Origin of the sequence: Paenibacillus flagellatus (genome assembly GCF_003217775.1) — a bacterium.
In the GTDB taxonomy this organism is placed as follows: domain Bacteria; phylum Bacillota; class Bacilli; order Paenibacillales; family NBRC-103111; genus Paenibacillus_AB; species Paenibacillus_AB flagellatus.
Genome location: NZ_QJVJ01000002.1, coordinates 161,633 through 179,366 on the forward strand (window position 1 = coordinate 161,633; position 17,734 = coordinate 179,366).

At 60.6% G+C, this 17,734-nt stretch carries 16 protein-coding genes; 10 read left to right on the forward strand and 6 right to left on the reverse strand.

Annotated features, from left to right (window positions below; genetic code table 11):
- Positions 1-5: 5 nt before the first annotated feature.
- Positions 6-734 (reverse strand): alpha/beta hydrolase, encoded by a 729-nt coding sequence (locus tag DLM86_RS04415; RefSeq protein ID WP_110838764.1) that lies wholly within the window; start codon positions 732-734, stop codon positions 6-8.
- Positions 735-1,012: 278 nt separating this feature from the next.
- On the opposite strand from DLM86_RS04415, the gene pdhA reads away from it, so the two are divergent.
- The 8 genes from pdhA (at position 1,013) to DLM86_RS04450 (ending at position 10,139) form a co-directional block, all read left to right on the forward strand.
- Positions 1,013-2,098, forward strand: a complete 1,086-nt coding sequence (gene pdhA, locus DLM86_RS04420; protein ID WP_245954352.1) for a pyruvate dehydrogenase (acetyl-transferring) E1 component subunit alpha — start codon at positions 1,013-1,015, stop codon at positions 2,096-2,098.
- Between the two features lie 3 nt (positions 2,099-2,101).
- On the forward strand, positions 2,102-3,082 hold the full coding sequence (locus tag DLM86_RS04425) for an alpha-ketoacid dehydrogenase subunit beta (RefSeq protein WP_110838765.1): 981 nt from the start codon (positions 2,102-2,104) through the stop codon (positions 3,080-3,082).
- A gap of 161 nt (positions 3,083-3,243) precedes the next feature.
- On the forward strand, positions 3,244-4,587 hold the full coding sequence (locus DLM86_RS04430) for a dihydrolipoamide acetyltransferase family protein (protein ID WP_110838766.1): 1,344 nt from the start codon (positions 3,244-3,246) through the stop codon (positions 4,585-4,587).
- 4 nt (positions 4,588-4,591) lie between these two features.
- Complete coding sequence (gene lpdA / locus DLM86_RS04435; RefSeq protein ID WP_110838767.1) at positions 4,592-6,004, forward strand: dihydrolipoyl dehydrogenase; 1,413 nt, start codon at positions 4,592-4,594, stop codon at positions 6,002-6,004.
- A gap of 266 nt (positions 6,005-6,270) precedes the next feature.
- The gene (locus tag DLM86_RS04440) at positions 6,271-7,188 is read left to right on the forward strand and encodes a DHH family phosphoesterase (RefSeq protein WP_110838768.1); all 918 of its coding nucleotides are present in this window, start codon (positions 6,271-6,273) and stop codon (positions 7,186-7,188) included.
- A 152-nt stretch (positions 7,189-7,340) separates the two neighbouring features.
- A complete protein-coding gene (locus DLM86_RS04445) occupies positions 7,341-7,541 on the forward strand; it encodes a hypothetical protein (protein ID WP_110838769.1) in 201 nt (66 codons plus the stop codon).
- A gap of 62 nt (positions 7,542-7,603) precedes the next feature.
- On the forward strand, positions 7,604-7,774 hold the full coding sequence (locus tag DLM86_RS32295) for a hypothetical protein (RefSeq protein WP_170143690.1): 171 nt from the start codon (positions 7,604-7,606) through the stop codon (positions 7,772-7,774).
- A gap of 121 nt (positions 7,775-7,895) precedes the next feature.
- Positions 7,896-10,139 carry an iron-containing alcohol dehydrogenase gene (locus DLM86_RS04450; protein ID WP_110838770.1) on the forward strand — a complete coding sequence of 748 codons (2,244 nt, stop codon included), beginning with the start codon at positions 7,896-7,898 and terminating at the stop codon, positions 10,137-10,139.
- A 68-nt stretch (positions 10,140-10,207) separates the two neighbouring features.
- On the opposite strand, the gene DLM86_RS04455 is transcribed toward DLM86_RS04450, so the two are convergent.
- Positions 10,208-11,386, reverse strand: a complete 1,179-nt coding sequence (locus DLM86_RS04455) for a THUMP domain-containing class I SAM-dependent RNA methyltransferase (RefSeq protein ID WP_110838771.1) — start codon at positions 11,384-11,386, stop codon at positions 10,208-10,210.
- Between the two features lie 122 nt (positions 11,387-11,508).
- Here DLM86_RS04455 and DLM86_RS04460 point away from each other — a divergent pair, with 122 nt between their 5' ends.
- The gene (locus DLM86_RS04460) at positions 11,509-12,156 is read left to right on the forward strand and encodes an O-methyltransferase (RefSeq protein WP_110838772.1); all 648 of its coding nucleotides are present in this window, start codon (positions 11,509-11,511) and stop codon (positions 12,154-12,156) included.
- Between the two features lie 88 nt (positions 12,157-12,244).
- On the opposite strand, the gene DLM86_RS04465 is transcribed toward DLM86_RS04460, so the two are convergent.
- Positions 12,245-13,444, reverse strand: a complete 1,200-nt coding sequence (locus DLM86_RS04465; RefSeq protein WP_110838773.1) for an MFS transporter — start codon at positions 13,442-13,444, stop codon at positions 12,245-12,247.
- Between the two features lie 230 nt (positions 13,445-13,674).
- Here DLM86_RS04465 and DLM86_RS04470 point away from each other — a divergent pair, with 230 nt between their 5' ends.
- The gene (locus DLM86_RS04470; protein ID WP_158289316.1) at positions 13,675-15,474 is read left to right on the forward strand and encodes a PAS domain S-box protein; all 1,800 of its coding nucleotides are present in this window, start codon (positions 13,675-13,677) and stop codon (positions 15,472-15,474) included.
- Between the two features lie 231 nt (positions 15,475-15,705).
- On the opposite strand, the gene DLM86_RS04475 is transcribed toward DLM86_RS04470, so the two are convergent.
- The 3 genes from DLM86_RS04475 to DLM86_RS04485 are packed head-to-tail and all read right to left on the reverse strand — an operon-like array spanning position 15,706 to position 17,706.
- The gene (locus DLM86_RS04475) at positions 15,706-16,611 is read right to left on the reverse strand and encodes an AraC family transcriptional regulator (RefSeq protein ID WP_110838775.1); all 906 of its coding nucleotides are present in this window, start codon (positions 16,609-16,611) and stop codon (positions 15,706-15,708) included.
- 1 nt (position 16,612) lies between these two features.
- Positions 16,613-17,455, reverse strand: coding sequence for a Gfo/Idh/MocA family oxidoreductase (locus tag DLM86_RS04480; RefSeq protein ID WP_110838776.1), 843 nt, complete (start codon positions 17,453-17,455; stop codon positions 16,613-16,615).
- Entirely contained in the window at positions 17,452-17,706 is a 255-nt protein-coding gene (locus tag DLM86_RS04485) for a hypothetical protein (protein WP_110838777.1), read from the reverse strand. Before DLM86_RS04485 ends, DLM86_RS04480 begins: the two co-directional genes overlap by 4 nt.
- Between the last annotated feature and the right edge of the window lie 28 nt (positions 17,707-17,734).

A 17,734-nucleotide genomic window follows, 5' to 3' on the forward strand; every position in this document is an offset into this window, starting at 1 on the left:
GACGGTTATCCGAAGAAACGCATCATGACGCCCGGCAGCTCGTTTTGCCAAAAACCCCACACATGTTTGCCATCCTTTTCCTCATAGACGAGCTCGGCCCCCTTCGAGTTCAGCAAATCGCGCGTAAGCCGGTTTTCCGTGACGAAATCGAACGTCCCCCGCGACGTCTCGACGCTCGTCTCCTGCAGCCCGACCAGCATGTACAGCTCGAGCCAAGTCAGCTCGGATTCGGCGGCGATCCGTTCGCGCGTGCCCGAGAAAAACGCTCCGGACAAGGCGAGGACGCGGTTGAACGCATCCGGGTAGTCGAGCGCGATATGCAGCGATACGGTGCCGCCGAGCGAGTCGCCGGCGATGACCCGCTCGGCGCGGTCGCGCCGGGCCGGATACCGGCTCTCCACGAACGGGACGAGCTCGTCCGCGAAGAAACGGCAATAGGCGGCGAAGCGCGATCCTTCGGGGGCGTATTCGTCGTTGCGCCGCGTTTTGTCGACGTCGACGCCGACGATGAGGACGGGCTCCATTCCCTCGTCCAAAATAAGCCGGTTCGCATGGGTCGCGACGCGGCCGAAATTGAAAAAATCCTCCCCGTCTTGGGTATACAAGACAGGGTAGGTGAGCAGCTCGTTATAGCCCGGAGGCAAATAGATTTTGACGGTTCGCGTTTCGGACAGCTCGGAGGAAGCGACTTCCTCCTTGATAATCGTACGTTTCGTGTAGCGGGAGTCGGTCAAGGCGGCGTTTTCCTTTCCAGATTGAATTTGCCTTCGCAAGTGTACAATAATTATAGCAGCGATGGCGGAGAATAGAAAAAGTTTTACCGGGAAGCTATAGCTTTTTGGCGAACTGTACTATATAATGATATTGCTCTGTTACATATCGATAACGATGCGGAATAAAGTGATTTCAAGCGTAGAACCTTACATTGTTATGAAACAGAGCGAACAATATACTATAACAGTTGGCTGTTTTGTTATAACACGATTTGCAAACTAATACAGAGGTGAAAGCGATGAGCAGCAAGTCCATGTCCGAAGTCCGGATCGACGAAATCAAGCCGTTGTCGGTATTGTCCCCGAACGGCGAAATCGCGAACCCGGAAGCCGTACCGAATTTGTCCGACGATCAATTGAAGGAACTGATGCGCCGCATGGTGTTCACCCGCACGTGGGACCAGCGCGCCGTATCGCTCAGCCGGCAAGGACGTCTCGGGTTTTTCGCGCCGGTATCCGGCCAGGAAGCTTCCATGATCGGGAGCGAATTCGCGCTCGACAAAGAAGACTGGGTATGCCCGGGCTACCGCGACATGCCGCAGCTCGTCTGGCACGGCCTTCCGCTGTATCAGGCGTTCCTGTACTCCCGCGGCCATCAGCACGGCGGTCAAATTCCGGAAGGCGTGAACGTGCTGCTCCCGCAAATCATCATCGGCGCGCAAATCGTACAAGCGCCGGGCGTCGCCATGGGCTTGAAGCGCCGCGGCAAGCCGAACGTCGCGATCGCCTACACCGGCGACGGCGGCAGCTCCCAAGGCGACTTCTACGAAGGAATGAACTTCGCGGGCGCGTTCAAGCTGCCTTGCATTTTCTTCGTACAAAATAACGGCTACGCCATTTCGACGCCTCGCGCGAAGCAGACGATGGCGCCGACGATCGCCCAAAAAGCGGTCGCCGCCGGCATTCGCGGCGTACAGGTCGACGGGATGGACGTGCTCGCCGTCTACCAAGCCGTATCCGAAGCGCGCCAGCATGCGCTCGAAGGCGTACCGACCTTGATCGAAGCGATCACGTACCGGTTCGGCCCGCACTCGATGTCCGGGGACGATCCGTCCAAATACAGAACGAAAGAAGAATCCGGCGAATGGGAGACGCGGGATCCGCTCGTCCGGTTCCGCACTTATTTGACGGCCAAAGGCTTGTGGAGCGAAGAGGAAGAGAACAAAGTGATCGAGGAAGCGAAGGAGCACGTCAACGAGCAGATCAAGAAAGCCGAAGAGACGGAGAAAATGACCGTTCCGGGCTTGATCGACACGATGTTCGAGACGACACCGCCGCATTTGGAAGAGCAAAAAGCTTGGTTTTCGGGCAAGGGGGGCAAGTAAGCGATGGCACAGTTGACGATGATTCAAGCGATTAACGAAGCGATGAAGCTGGAGCTTCAGCGCGACCCGAACGTCATGGTATTCGGGGAAGACGTCGGGCACGTCGGCGGCGTATTCCGCGCCACCGAAGGATTGCAGAAGGAATTCGGCGAAGAGCGCGTATTCGATACGCCGCTCGCGGAGTCCGGCATCGGCGGTCTTGCGGTCGGTCTCAGCGTACAAGGCTTTCGTCCGATCATGGAGGTGCAGTTCATCGGCTTCATCTTCGAAGTGATGGACTCCATCGTCGCGCAAGCGGCGCGTCTTCGCTGGCGTTCCGGCGGCCGTTACAACGCGCCGATCGTCATCCGCACGCCGTTCGGCGGCGGCGTCAAAGCGGCGGAGCTGCACACGGACAGCCTCGAGGGCATGCTCGTGCAGACGCCGGGCATCAAGGTCGTCGTACCGTCCAACCCGTACGACGCCAAAGGCTTGCTCATCTCGGCGATCCGCGATAACGATCCGGTGTTCTTCATGGAGCATCTGAAGCTGTACCGCGCATTCCGCGCCGAGGTGCCGGAGGGCGACTACACGGTGCCGATCGGCAAGGCGAACGTCGTTCGCGAAGGCAAGGACGTCACGATTTTGACGTACGGCGCGATGGTTCATACGTCGCTCAAGGCGGCCGAGGAAATCGAGAAATCGCAAGGCGTATCCGTCGAGGTTATCGACCTGCGCACGCTCATGCCGCTCGATATCGAGACGATCGTCGAGTCGATCAAGAAAACGAACCGCGCCATCGTCGTACAGGAAGCGCAAAAAACGGCGGGCATCGCCGCGGAAGTGATCGCGCAGGTGAACGAGAAGGCGATTCTGCACCTGGAAGCGCCGGTTCTGCGCGTCGCCGCTCCGGATACGGTATATGCGTTCGGCCAAATCGAAGACGAATGGCTGCCGACACCGGCGCGCGTCATCGAAGGCATCAACCAAGTTCTGAATTTTTAATCGGCCTCACAGCAAAATAAGAGCGGCGAACCGCTCTTCTTTTGTAAGAGCGGGCCTTGCAGCAATCATGCGAAGAACATAGGAGCGAAGCCTTGGGGCGCGGACGTGCGGCGATTCGCATCCGTCCGGACGCATAAGGCGATCCGACAGGAGGTAACACTATGGCGATCTGGCAATTCCGACTCCCGGAGCTCGGCGAGGGCCTTCACGAAGGCGAAATCGTCAAATGGCACGTTAAGCCCGGCGATGAAATAAAAGAAGATCAAATCATTATGGACGTGCAAAACGACAAGGCGGTCGTCGAAGTGCCGTCGCCCGTAACGGGCAAAATCGTCGAGCTGAAGGTGGCCGAAGGCACCGTTTCGCACGTGGGCGACCCGCTCGCGGTTATCGACGTCGTCGGCGAAATTCCGCCGGAGTCGATCCATCACGGCGGCGGCGACGCGCCTGCGGCGGCTGCTCCGGCGCCGGCAGCATCCGCGCCGGCCCCTGCGGCGGCTCCCGCCGCTGCGGCACCGGCAGCGCCTGCAGCAGCGCCAGCGGCCGAGCCTGCGGCAGCCGCACCGGCACCGAGCGCGCCTGCGGCGGCCGGCCAAGTGCTGGCGACGCCGAGCGTGCGCAAATTCGCCCGCGAGAAGGGCGTCGACTTGACGCTCGTCAAGGGCACCGGCCGCAACGGCCAAGCGACGAAGGAAGACGTGCTCGCGTTCGCGGCGGGCGGCGGCCAGGCGGCGGCGCCTGCGGCCGAAAAGGCGGCCCCTGCGGCGGCTGCACCGGCAGCGGCTGCGGTCGCAGCGGGCGAGCGCGTCGAGGAGCGCGTGCCGTTCAAAGGCATCCGCAAGGCGATCGCGAATGCGATGGTCAAATCGGTATACACGGCTCCGCACGTGACGATCATGGACGAAGTGGACGTCACCGCGCTCGTCGAGCTCCGCCAAAAAGCGAAGCCGCTCGCCGAGAAAAAAGGCGTCAAGCTGACGTACCTGCCGTTCATCGTCAAAGCGCTCGTCGCGGCCGTGAAGCAGTATCCGGCTTTGAACGCTTCGATCGACGACGAGAAGAACGAAATCGTCTATAAAAAGTATTACAACATCGGCATCGCCACCGATACGGACAACGGCTTGATCGTGCCGGTCGTATTCGATTCCGATCGCAAAAACGTGTGGCAGATCGCGAACGAAATCCGCGATTTGGCCGTTCGCGGCCGCGACGGCAAGCTCGGGCCGAACGAAATGAAAGGCAGCACGATCTCGATTACGAATATCGGATCGGCGGGCGGCATGTTCTTCACGCCGGTCATCAACTATCCGGAAGTGGCCATCCTGGGGACGGGACGCATCTCGGAGAAGCCGGTCGTCCGCGACGGACAAATCGTCGTCGGCAACGTCATGGCGCTTTCCTTGAGCTTCGACCACCGTCTGATCGACGGCGCCACCGCCCAGAACGCGATGAATTACATCAAATCGCTGCTCGAAGATCCGCAACTTATGGTTATGGAGGTGTAAGCGCATGGTAGTCGGAACGCTTACGGTAGATGTCGACGTCCTGGTTATCGGTTCCGGCCCGGGCGGTTACGTGGCCGCCATTCGCGCGGCTCAACTCGGCAAGTCGGTCGTCTGCGTGGACAAAGCCGAAGTCGGCGGCGTCTGCCTGAACCGCGGCTGTATCCCTTCGAAGGCGCTCATTTCGGCGGCACACCGGTACGAATCGGCGCTGCAGGGCTCCGAATACGGGATCAACGTCGGGGACGTGAAGGTCGACTGGGCGAAGGTTCAAGAATGGAAAAACGGCATCGTCAAAAAGCAAAGCGGCGGCGTCGGTACGCTGCTGAAGGGCAACAAGGTGCAGTTCGTCTCGGGCGAAGCGTTTTTCGTCAGCGATTCGGTCGTCAGCGTCGCGACGGAAAGCGATTCGACGCAATATAAGTTCAACCACTGCATTATCGCGACAGGCTCCCGTCCGATCGAGCTGAAAGCTTTTCCGTTCGGCAAACGGATCCTGTCGTCGACGGAGGCGCTCAGCCTGCCGGAAATTCCGAAGAGCATGATCGTTATCGGCGGCGGCTACATCGGCATCGAGCTCGGCCAGACGTACGCCAAGTTCGGTACGAAGGTAACGGTGCTGGAAGGCTCCGACACGATTTTGCCGGGCTTCGAGAAGGAGCTGTCCCGCTATGTCGGACGCAGCTTGAAAAAGTCGAACGTCGACGTCGTCACCGAGGCGCTGGCGAAAGACGCGAAGCAAACCGATACCGACGTGACGGTGACGTATACGGTCGGCGGCGAAGAGAAGCAGGTGACGGCCGATTACGTCCTCGTGACGGTCGGGCGCAAACCGAACACGGACGAACTGGGCTTGCAGGCGATCGGCGTGAAAATGACCGACCGCGGCTTGATCGAGGTCGATCATCAGGGCCGTACGAGCGTTCCGAACATTTTCGCGATCGGCGACGTCGTCCCGGGTCCGTCGCTCGCCCACAAGGCGACGTACGAAGCGAAGGTGGCGGCGGAAGCGATCGCCGGACAGCCTAGCGCGGTCGATTACAAGGCGATCCCGGCGGTCGTCTTCTCCGAGCCGGAAATCGCCAGCGTCGGCTTGAGCGAAACCGAAGCGAAGGAGAAGGGCGTCAACGTCTTCTCCGGACGGTTCAGCTACGGGGCGAACGGACGCGCGCAATCGATCGGCGCGAACGAAGGCTTCGTCAAGCTGGTCGGCGACAAGGATACGGGGCTGCTGATCGGCGCGCAAATCGTCGGCGCGGAAGCGTCCAACCTGATCGCGGAGCTCGGACTCGCCATCGAGATGGGCGCGACCGTGGAAGACATTTCGCTTACGATCCACGCGCATCCGACGCTCGGCGAAATCGTCATGGACGCGTCGGAAGTGGCGCTCGGCCATCCGATCCATATCGTCGTGAAGTGATCGAACGTTTCCCATAATAAGGCGGTGCCGCGAGGCGCCGCTTTTTTTAAACGACCGTCTTGTCGATTCGTGACGAACGTGCGAATTGCGCATAACGAACCGTTTTTTCGTCTTCCTATGCTGCTTTCTTTCGATTATAATGAGACGTGGCAGTCCGAACGAACCAACGCTGAAACGGCGTGTTTGACGGTCTTCGGCAGGAGAACGGACGGCAATGCAGGGGTTTGTTTGGTACATAAGAACTATGAACGGGAGAGGGTTCATCAATGCGTCTCATCACAAGATCCGATTTCGACGGCCTCGTCTGCGCGATGCTGTTCAAAAAGCTCGGGATGGTCGACGAAATGAAATTCGTCCACCCGAAAGACGTGCAGGACGGCTTGATTGAAGTGAGCGAGAACGACATTCTCGCGAACGTGCCTTACGTTCCGGGCTGCGGTCTCTGGTTCGACCATCATTCGAGCGAGCTGACCCGCAACGGGGAGAACATCGAGTACAAGGGCGAAACCCGCATCGCGCCCAGTGCCGCGCGTGTCGTGTACGACTATTACGGCGGACGGGACAAATTCGGGCCGGAGCTCGACGACATTATGGCCGGCGTCGATAAAGCCGATGCGGCGCAGTTCAGCAAAGACGACATTTTGAACCCGAAAGGCTGGGACTTGCTGTCGTTCATCATGGACGCCCGGACGGGACTCGGCCGGTATCGCGATTACCGGATCAGCAACTACCAGCTGATGGAAGACCTCGTCGACCACTGTATGACGAAGACGGTCGACGACATTATGGAGCTGCCGGACGTGGTCGAACGGGTGAAGCGGTACTACGAGCTCGACGCACAGTACCGCGAGATGCTTGCGGCGCATACGCACACGGACGGCAACGTGATCGTAACCGACCTGCGCGGCGTCGATCCGATCTATCCGGGCAACCGATTCATGGTGTACGCGCTGTATCCGGAGCAGAACGTATCGATCTGGATCGTCGACGGCAAAAATAAACAAAACTGCGTCTTCGCCTGCGGCCACAGCATCGTCAACCGCGGCGCGAAAACGGACATCGGCTCGCTCATGCTGTCCTACGGGGGCGGCGGCCATGTGGCGGCCGGCACGTGCCAGGTCGACTACGAGAAGGCCGACGACGTGCTCGCGCAGCTTGTCGAGGCGATAAAGCGGAACGGCTGATCGATAACCGAATACGGAATCGACGGAAGGGGCGGACCCGAAATCCGCCTCTTTTTTCGTGTGGCCGCGCCGCCGTCGTAGGGCTGCCCGGACGGGCCTTGCTCCGATCGCATATCGTGGTACGGAGTTAATGGCTGTCAGGAGGAATCGCCTTGAACAAAACGCTCGTCAAAACGTACCGGCACCGGGTCGGCAAAAACCAATACGTCATCATTCATATTTATCAGGTCGCCACCGCCGAAGCGACCCAAGGAAACGCAGTCGCGAACAACGCGCTGAGCGTGCAAATCGTCAAGCATCAAAAAGACTTCAAACGGCACAAGCTCCATAAAAGCCGCAAGCGCCGATCGTGATCGCCTCCCGAACGGCCGGGCTCCGCCCCGGTCCGCGTTCTTTGGAGAGGAGGTGAGAACCGATGGCCAACTACGGATCCAGACGCAAGTACGGCAAAAAGCAGCAGAAAAAAGACCATAACACGATTATCGGCAAGCAAACCGCGAACGCCTCCATCGAGCAAGGGGGCAACTCGATCGCCATCAACGCATCCGACGTCGGCATCGTCCGCATCCGTCCGCCCCGCGGCTGATGCCGCCCGACTCGCGACCGCCCGGGAGGCGGTCTTTTTTTCGTCTCTCGAAGGAATCGGCACCATCCGTGTCAAACCCTTATACGGAATCGATCCTAGCGGAAACGGAAAGGAACGGGTTATGGAGACGATAACGGTACAATCGGTCGGGCAGCGATCGGCGGAGAGACTGACCGGCATTTCGTTCGACTGTACGTGCGGACGGACCCATCAAGTGGCGATGCGCAGACTGATCGTCGAAGACGGGGCGCTGCACCGGGTCGCCGATACGATCAAGGAGCTGGGCTTGGACGGCAAGGCGATGCTGCTCGCCGATCCGTCCACGTATGCGGTGGCGGGGAGAGAGCTGGCCGAGCATTTGAAGAGCGCCGGACGGGACGTCGTCATGAGCGTGTATCCGGAGCCCGTCGAATACGCCGACGAGAAGGCGGTCGTCCGGGCGCTCATCGATTTGGAGCCGGATATCGGTCTGCTGATCGCCGTCGGCTCGGGAACGATCAACGACATCGCCCGCATTTTGAGCTACAAGGCGAAAATTCCGTATATCGTCGTAGCGACGGCGCCGTCGATGGACGGCTATGCGTCGACGGGTTCGCCGCTGCTCGTGAACGGGTTCAAAAAAACGTACGCCGCCGCCTCCCCGGTCGCCCTGATCGGCGATTTGCGGGTGATCGCTCAGGCGCCGAAGGCGATGGTTGCCGCGGGTGTCGGCGACATGCTGGCCAAAATAACCGCCCTGTGCGACTGGCTGCTGGCGGCGGCCGTGGAGGACGAGCATTACTGCGAGGTCGTCTCCGGCCTGATGGTCCGGGCGCTCACGGGGATCGCGGGCAGCGTCGGGGCGATCGCGAAAGGGGAGCCCGTCGCGATCAAGGAGCTGACGGAAGGGCTCGTCCTGTCCGGCCTCGCCATGCAAATGATCGGCCATTCGCGTCCCGCTTCGGGATCGGAGCACCACCTGTCCCACTATTGGGAAATGAAACATTTTGCGGAGGGGCACCGGACCGATCTGCACGGCATCAAGGTCGGGGTCGCGACGCCGATCGTCCTGAAGCTGTACGAGCGGCTTTTGGGCGCCGATGTCGGATCGATGCGGATGCGGGAGAAAACGGCGGCGCAAATCGCCGGGTGGGAGCGCGAGCTGAGCCGCTGCTACGGACCGCTCGCGGAAGAGATGATCGCGGCGAACCGCGCAGCGTTCGCGAGCCAGGACGAGCTGGACGCCAAGCATGCGAAGCTGATCGGCCGATGGCCCGAGCTGAAGCGCCGGCTGGAGGCGATTGTCGCGCTCGCGCCGGACGTCGCGGGACTGCTCCGGGAAGTCGGAGCGCCGGTCGATCCGCTTGAAATCGGCGTGACCCGGGAGGAGCTGGTCGACGCGCTGCGCGTCGCGAAAGAGGTGCGCAACCGGTACACCGTCCTGCAGCTGGCCGACCAGCTCGGCGTCCTGGACCGGTATGCCGGTGACATCGCGGCGGAGCTGTACGGCGGCCCGGCCGGTACAGCCGTCGCAATAGACGGAGCCTCCGGCGACCCGGACCGTGTCTACTGGCAGGCGCATCGGGGCGGCGGCGCTTATGAAGCGCCCGACAATACGATGGCGGCGAATGTGCACGCCTGGACGCTCGGCGGCATCCCGGAGGCGGACATCCGCACGACCCGCGACGGGGTCATCGTCTGCCTGCACGACGAGACGCTGGCCCGGACGACGGACGCGCCGGACGGCGTCAAGGACGTGCCCGTATCGGAGCTGGATTTCGCGGAGGTGCGGCGCTGGGACGCGGGGACGCCGTTCGACTCGCGGTTCGCGGGCGAACGGATCCCGTCGCTCGAGGAAGTGTTCGAGGAGCTTCGGGGACGGCCGGAGCGGCAATTTTATTTGGATTTGAAGCAGGTCGATCTGGACAAGCTCGGCGAGCTGATCGACCGGTACGGCGTGAACCGGCAAATCATTTTCACCCACAACCGGCAGGCCAACTGCAAGCGGATGAAGCAAATCGCCCAAGACGTGCGCAGCATGCTATGGATCGGCGGAAGCGCCGAGCGCATCCTCGAGACGTTCCGGGAAGCGCGCGAATCCGGCTTCGACGGGCTGGATCAAGTCCAGCTTCACCTGAACAGCCCGCAGACGATCGACTGGGACGGGCGCAACGGCGACGAATGGCCGTACGCGATCGAGCCGGAGCGGCTCCGGGAAGCGCTGGCGGCGGCATCCGAGGCGGGCGTCGATTTGGAGGTGCTGCCGTTCGCCTTCGACGAGCGTTCGATCGGCGATTTGCTCGACCTGGGCATTCGCTGGTTCGCGACGGACGAGCCGACCCGTTTCGTGGAAAGCGTGCGGGCGTGGCGCGGAGCGAAGCGATAGCGGGCACCGACAAGACGAGCGCCTCCGACCGTGCATGGCGCACGGGCCGGAGGCGCTCGTCGTTCGTATCACTCGTCGGAAGCGTCCCGCTCCGTTTTCCGAGGCGGCAGCGGACCGTGATACATGTACAGGTTGCACTCGATTCTGCCGTTGAACAGCTTCCGCTTCTTGTCCGCGGCGCGGCCGAAATAATGCTCGTACTGCTTGTTCGGACTGAGCGCGAACGCCGACCACGTCGGCAGCTTGTCGAAGATGCCGCCGAGCTGGCGGATCGCCTTCTCGACCTCGTCCTTCGTGCCGATCCGCTCCCCGTAGGGCGGATTCGTCACGATGCAGCCGTAGTCGCCGTCCGGCCACAGCTTGGCGACCGGCGCCTGGTGCAGCCTCAGCTCGCCGGCGAGGCCGGCTTTCTTCACGGCGGCTTGCGCCACCTCGATCGCGGCCGGATCGATGTCCGAGCCGACGATGTCGAGCGGCATGTCGTCCCGCAGCAGGTCGTACGCCTCGTCGCGCGCCCGCTCCCATATGCCGCGATCGAGCGTCGGCCACGCCTCGGCCGCGAATTCCCGGCGAAGGCCCGGGGCGATATTCCAGCCGATCATGGCCGCCTCGATCGGGATCGTACCCGACCCGCAGAACGGGTCGACGAGCGGCCGTTCCGGCCGCCAGCGGCTGAGCAGCACCATCGCCGCCGCCATCGTCTCCTTGAGCGGCGCTTCGGTGACGAGCTTGCGGTAGCCGCGCTTATGCAGGCCGGCGCCGGTCGTATCGATCGTCAGCGTCGCCACGTCGTTCAACAGCGCCACCTCGATGACGTAGCGCGGGCCGTTCTCGGGAAACCATTCCGTGCCGTAGCGCAGCTTCATCTTCTCCACGACCGCCTTCTTCACGATGCCTTGGCAGGCCGGCACGCTCGACAGCTGCGACTTGTGCGACCGCCCTTCGACGGGAAATTCCGCGTCCTCCGGAATCCAGTCCGGCCACGGCAGCGCTTTGGTCCCTTCGAACAGCTCGTCGAACGTCTTCGCGGGGAATTCCCCGAGCTTGAGCAGCACGCGGTCCGACGTCCGCAGCCATAAGTTGGCGCGGGCAATCGCCGATACGTCGGCCCGAAACGTCACTTTCCCGTTCTCCACCATGACGTCGTCGTACCCGAGGTCGCGTACCTCGCGGGCGACGATCGCCTCGAGCCCCATCGGGGCGGTTGCGATCAATTGGATGTTGTCCACTTCGTTCGTCCACTCCATCTTGTTCCGGGAGCATGTCCTGCGCCCGTTTGCGTCGTTTCGAGCAAAATCATACAATTAAGTATAGGCGAAACGCCGGATGGATACAAACGCGCCCTCGCGCGCGTGAAACGGAGGAGCTTATGGAGGATCGATATTTCGTCGAAGCCGACCGTTACGTGGAGTCGCTGTACGAGCCGGATCCGGATTTGGCGCGGGTGCAGGAGACGATCCGGCAAAACGGGATGCCGGACATTTCGGTGGCGCCGGGCTACGGCCGGCTGCTGACGCTGCTCGTACGGCTGTCGGGGGCGAAGCGGCTGCTCGAGATCGGCGCGCTCGGCGGCTACAGCGGCATCTGTCTCGCTCGGGGGATGAACGGGCAAGGGAAGCTGCTCTCGCTCGAGCTGAAGGAGGAATTCGCCGCCGTCGCGCGCGCGAACATGGAGGCGGCCGGCTTCGGGGACACGGTCGAATACCGGATCGGCGAAGCGCTGCCGAGCCTGGAGAAGCTGGCGGCGGACGGCGAGAAATTCGACTTGTTCTTCATCGACGCCGACAAAGGCAATTATCTCCACTATTTGGACTATGCGATCCGGCTCGCGAACCCCGGCGCCCTCATCGTCGGCGACAACGCCTTGATGCACGGCAAGACGATGGACCCGCAAGCCCAAGGCGGCTCGGTGCGGACGATGCGCGAGTTCAACCGGCGGATGGCGACCGATCCGCGGCTCGAAAGCGCGATATTGCCCGCTTACGACGGATTGTGCATCGCGCGGGTGCGGGAGTAGCGGCACGAAACAGAAAACGAAGCCCGGAACCGGCGGCGTACGCCACCTATTCCGGGCTTCTACTTTTTGTCGCACAATCCGTCCGCTCCTACAGTCCGCGCTTCCGGTATATTAACGTTCGGCTGACCCAGACCGCATTCGCGAACAGCATGGCGGTCGCGATCAGAAAAATGCCGCGAATCGTGAGCAGCCCGGATAGCGCGCCGCCGACCGTCGGGCCGACCATATTGCCGAGGCTGAGAAAGCTGCTGTTGAAGCTGTACGAGCGGCTTTCCATCCCGTCGGGCGTATGCTTGCGGATGAGCGCGTTCACCGATGGCAGCAGGCCGCCCATGAACATGCCGAGCAGAAACCGTGCCGCGAACAGCTGCCAGACGTTCTGGACGAGCGCCTGCGGGATGAACATGACGGCCGCGCCGATCAGCGAGATGCGCAGCACCCGCTCCTGGCCGATCCGGTCCCCGAGCCGGCCGAGCAGCGGCGAGGCGATCATGTTGGAGAAGCCGGTAATCGAGCCGACGAGGCCGGAGAAAAACGCCAGGTTTTCGCCGCCGGGATGCAAATGCTGCACGAACAGCGGGATTAACGGCATCGAGCTGAGCATCGAGAATTGGATCAAAAACGTGACGGCGAACAGCGACGTCAGCTGCGGTATTTTGCCCAGCTCCTTCAAGCCGGCGACGACGGACACGTTCGGCTGTACGGCCGCCTTGCCCGCATCGAATTTCTCCTTGACGACGAACATCGCGAGCATCGAGGCGACGAACAGCAGCGCGCCGGTGATGTAGAAAATCGGCCGGAAGCCGATCCAATCCGCCAGCAGCCCTCCGATGAACGGTCCGAGTATGCTTCCGGCCGTGCCGCCGGACTGCAGCGTCCCCATCGAGAAGCCCATCTTGTCGCGAGGGGTCGTCGCCGACATGAGCGCCACCGCGGCGGGGACGAAGCCGGAGATGGTGCCGTTCAGCATGCGCAGCAGCAGCAAATGCCAGACGTCGCCGGCAAAGCCCATCAGCGTCATGACGACGGCCATGCCGAAGCCGGAGCGCAGCAGCATCATTTTCCGCCCGTACCGGTCCGCTAGCTTGCCCCACAACGGCTGAAACAAAAACGAGGTCACGAAGTTGCCGGCAAAAATAACGCCGGACCAGAAGGCGACTCGATCCGGGTCCGTAATGCCGAGCTCCTGAATATACAGCGGCAAAAACGGGATGATCATCGTCATGCCCGCCATGACCAAAAAATTGCCGAACCACAATACGCCCAAATTCAGCTTCCAATTGCCCAATGGTGATGTCCACTCCTCTGCTGAGCCGTACTTGCGCTTCCAAATGCCATACTGTCCATTATAGCATGTCCACCTTGCGAGGACACGTTCGCCCCTTCTCCCGCCGGCGCCGCATTTTCATGAAAATGTTGCACAATTGGTCATATAGTCCTATGATTATGGTGAATAGGCTAAGCGGACGGATGGAACGTACGTCAACGGTTTTCCGAAAGTCACGAGAGGAGTCGCCGATGGCCAGGAAAGCAATTTCGCAGCGGGAGGAAGATCGCCTGCTGTTTGTGAGCGCATTCAAGCATGCGCCGATCGGCATGGCGCTAATTGCGTTGGACGGCCGGTTTCTGAAAGTGAACGAGGCGTTGTGCCGTATTGTCGGATACGGCGCGGACGAACTGTTGAAACTGACATTTATCGACATCACGCATCCGGATGACATTTACAAGGATGTCGTGCATGCCGACATGGTGCTGGCCGGACAGCTCGAAACGTACGAGCTGGAGAAACGGTACGTGCACAAGGAAGGGCATGTCGTATGGGCGCGCATGATCGGCTCGATCGTTCGCGACGAGAAGGGAGCCGCCCGCTATTTCATCTCCCAAATCATGGACATTACCGAGCGAATCCATACGGAACGGGAGCTTCGGAAGCACGAGGAGCTGTACCGGCTAATATCGGAAAACTCGCAGGACATCATTTCCTACTTCACGCCCGATTTGCGGGTCGGCTTCATATCGCCCGCCGTCGAATCGGTGCTCGGCTACAAGCCGGAGGAAGTCGTCGGCCGGCCGTTCACCGATTTCGTACATCCGCAGGACCGGCAGACGATGTCCGGCCAGATGGCCGACGCGGCCACCGTCTGGAACCGGGTGAGGCATAAAGACGGCCGGTACGTCTGGATCGAGACGACGTTCCGGGCCATCCGCAATCGCAACGGCCATGTGGAGAAGATCGTGGCCGTCGGCCGGGACGTGACCGATCGCCGGATGGCCGCCGAGAAGCTGGCCCGTCAAGAGGAGCAGTACCGGCAGCTCGTCGAAAACTCCCCCGACGCGGTGCTGATTACCGGCAGCCCGACCCGAGGATTATATATCAACGAGGCGGGCGTGAAGCTGTTCGGCGGACGCACCGAGGAAGACCGGCGAAGCATATTGGACAATCCGCTCCGATTCGTGCCGCCCGATTACCGGAACGACGCGATGGAACGGTCGATGCGCGTCCTGCGGGGCGAGACGGCCGATTTCTTCGAATTCCCGCTGCACCGGCTCGACGGAACCGTCATCGAGACGGAGGTGCGCTCCATGCCGACCGTGTTTCAGGACGAGCCTGCGGTGTATTCGATCATCCGGGACACGACCGAGCGGAAAAAAACGCAGGAGCTGCTGCGCAATTCCGAGAAGCTGTCGGTCGCCGGGCAGCTTGCGGCCGGCATCGCGCACGAAATCCGCAATCCGCTGACGGCGATCAAAGGGTTCCACCAACTGATGCGGAGCGGAGAGGCGAAGAAGGAATATTTCGATATCCTGGCGTCGGAGCTCAACCGGATCGAGATGATTTTGACCGAGCTGCTCGTGCTGGCGAAGCCGCAGCAATCCCGGTTCGAGCGCAAAAACATCGTCTCGCTGCTCCGTCAGGTGGCGGCTCTGCTCGAGACGCAGGCGATCATGACGAGCATCCGGATCCTCGTGCAGGGCAAGGAGGACGCCCTGTACATTTTGTGCGACGAGAACCAGATCAAGCAGGTGTTCATCAACATTATCAAAAACGCGATCGAGGCGATGCCGGACGGCGGGGACGTGACGGTCGGCGTCGACCGCATCGGCGAACGGGTGATGATCCGCGTCACCGATCAAGGGCGGGGCATTCCGGAGAGCCAGCTGGCCCGGATCGGCCAGCCGTTCTATACGACGAAGGAGAACGGCACCGGCCTCGGCTTGATGGTTACGAATAAAATTGTCGAAAACCATAACGGCGCGATGCGGATCGAGAGCCAGGTCGGCGTCGGGACGACGTTTACGATCGAGCTGCCCGTATGACGGGCTCGGCTCGCGCGATGGACGAATAAGGGAGAATCTTCACCACGGCGGTCTGCCGGTACGTTCTCTTATTCCGCGTACATGCCAGTTTAACGGGCGCTGTTGACCGTATCCACCGGTCACGTTTCCCGAACCTGTCGCAGGCGATCCGAGAAAGGTATATGCTCATCCGTATTTACCGCAATCCATCAAGCCCGACATCGGCACACAACGAAATCAAAGCCGCCCCGGTCAATCCGGAGCGGCCTCTTGCTGTTGGAGCGCGACGTAACGCGAGGGCGGATAGCCCATAATCCGCGTAAACGCTTTATTAAATGACTGCAGCGTCGCGTAATTCAATCTCTCGGCCACCTGTTTGATGGAAAGGTTGCCGTATTTGAGCATTTCCAGCGCTTTTTCGGTCTTTTTGTGATTGATGTACCACCGGAGCGTCATCCCCGTCTTCTCCTTGAACGTATGCGACAAATACGTGTAGCTATACCCCAGATCGTTTGCAATCGTCCGGACGCTTTTTAGCTCGCATACGTTTTTCTCGATATAGCGGATGACCGAATAGACCGTATAGCCGACCGAGTGCGGCGATTTTTGCGGAGCGTATCGCGTAACTTTGCCGCTTTTCTCCGTAAACGCCCGGTACGACAGGACGATGACTTCCTCAAGGTAGTTTTGGATCATGATGCGGGAATAAGGCTTCTGTGCATAAAACTCGTCAAGGTTACGAAGAAACGGAATCATCAGATTGTACGTATCTTTCGCATGATGATAGGGAGCGGATTGAAAAAAGCGCTGCATGTCCCGGAACGCCTCGTTCGCCGCTTCGTTGAACGTGAACCCCATGTACACAAAACGCAGCATGCCGGAGTCGTCCGTCCGGATCGCATGCGTGTGTCCGATGGCGTTGAACACGATGTCGCCTTCGCCGACCTTCACGCATTCGTCGTCGATGTAAAAAAAGCCGCCGCCGGACACGATATAGCTCAGCTCGAGGCAATGCTGCAGGTGCGGCAAAATTTCATACCCGCATTCGCAGCATATTTCGCCGATCTGGTACAAATCGATGCCGCCGAACGTAGACTGGCCTGTCGGAAACACGTTGTCGAAATGGAACACGCAGCCGGCCGTATTATGGGAGTTCATGTCAGACCGTTTTCGGCAGCTCGATCCATTGATACGGCTTTCGGGCCGCTTGGAAACCGTACTCGATGATCGTCATGATCGCGATCGTCTCCTTCGGATCGACCGGCGCTTCGCCGGTTTCGAAAAAGCGGATCAGGCTCCCGATAAACTCGGCGAAAAAGTCGGACTCCGCCTTCAGATGGGCGAATTGGCCCGATTGGTAGTTGACCGCGAGGCTGAACGGACTTCCGTCATAAAAATGAATCGACGCCTGCCGGCCACCCGAAAATCCGACCAGCAGGGAAGGGGACTTCTCCGTCCCCGTATTCATGACCCGTTCCGCCTCCGCGCCCATGAGCGACACGACCGGTTCGATCTGGTGCACCGCATAATTGGCGTATGGGCCGGGGCCGATGCTGCAGATCGTATCGATGCCCGTTCGGTCGGCGCCTGCGTATTCGGTGGCGAAGCGCAGCGCCGAGGACGAGAAGAGCGGCGTGCCGTGCTTGGCGGCCGTCTCGAACAGAAGGAGCGCGGTTTGCCGGTCCGGCGCGAACGTTTTGTCGACATAGGTAGGCTTGCCCGACTGCAGCGGCAGCATGGCCAGCTCCTCGTGAAATTCCGGATTGTCGGGAGACAGCACGACCAAATAATCGCTTCTCTCCACGACTTCTTCGATGGAACCGAGCAGCCCGATTCCTTTGTTCCGGCACCAGGAGGCGTTGTCGAGGCCGCGCTCCGCGTCTATTTTTCCGTAAGCGTAAGCCACCTTCATCGTCCCGCCGGATGCGCTCGCGATCCACTCGGGGTATTGGTTCGCATGCCATTCGTCGAGAAAATAATCGATGAACCCGATTGTTTTCATGGGTTAATTTCCTCCGCGTTCCGGTTGGATGAATGGTAGATCGCTTGAACGATTTTGGAAGACGGAATGACGGTATCGATATGCGCCGGCGGTTCGTTCCCGGTACCGATGCATTCCAGAAAGCCGTCGATTTTGTTCTGGAATATGCCGCGTGCTGTGAATTTGGGCGTCGTCTCCAGCAGAGCGGCGTTCTGCGCGCTGTTGGCGATCGTGCCGCAGCCGGTGATGGCCGCCTTCGTTTTTTTGCTCATCCCTTTTCCCTCCTCAATTGGATTCGAA

Coding starts and splice junctions, on each gene's coding strand:
- pdhA (WP_245954352.1), top strand. CDS start 1,013: ATGAGCAGCAAGTCCATGTCCGAAGTCCGGATCGACGAAATCAAGCCG.
- DLM86_RS04425 (WP_110838765.1), top strand. CDS start 2,102: ATGGCACAGTTGACGATGATTCAAGCGATTAACGAAGCGATGAAGCTG.
- DLM86_RS04430 (WP_110838766.1), top strand. CDS start 3,244: ATGGCGATCTGGCAATTCCGACTCCCGGAGCTCGGCGAGGGCCTTCAC.
- lpdA (WP_110838767.1), top strand. CDS start 4,592: ATGGTAGTCGGAACGCTTACGGTAGATGTCGACGTCCTGGTTATCGGT.
- DLM86_RS04440 (WP_110838768.1), top strand. CDS start 6,271: ATGCGTCTCATCACAAGATCCGATTTCGACGGCCTCGTCTGCGCGATG.
- DLM86_RS32295 (WP_170143690.1), top strand. CDS start 7,604: ATGGCCAACTACGGATCCAGACGCAAGTACGGCAAAAAGCAGCAGAAA.
- DLM86_RS04450 (WP_110838770.1), top strand. CDS start 7,896: ATGGAGACGATAACGGTACAATCGGTCGGGCAGCGATCGGCGGAGAGA.
- DLM86_RS04455 (WP_110838771.1), bottom strand. CDS start 11,386: ATGGAGTGGACGAACGAAGTGGACAACATCCAATTGATCGCAACCGCC.
- DLM86_RS04460 (WP_110838772.1), top strand. CDS start 11,509: ATGGAGGATCGATATTTCGTCGAAGCCGACCGTTACGTGGAGTCGCTG.
- DLM86_RS04470 (WP_158289316.1), top strand. CDS start 13,675: ATGGCCAGGAAAGCAATTTCGCAGCGGGAGGAAGATCGCCTGCTGTTT.
- DLM86_RS04475 (WP_110838775.1), bottom strand. CDS start 16,611: ATGAACTCCCATAATACGGCCGGCTGCGTGTTCCATTTCGACAACGTG.
- DLM86_RS04480 (WP_110838776.1), bottom strand. CDS start 17,455: ATGAAAACAATCGGGTTCATCGATTATTTTCTCGACGAATGGCATGCG.
- DLM86_RS04485 (WP_110838777.1), bottom strand. CDS start 17,706: ATGAGCAAAAAAACGAAGGCGGCCATCACCGGCTGCGGCACGATCGCC.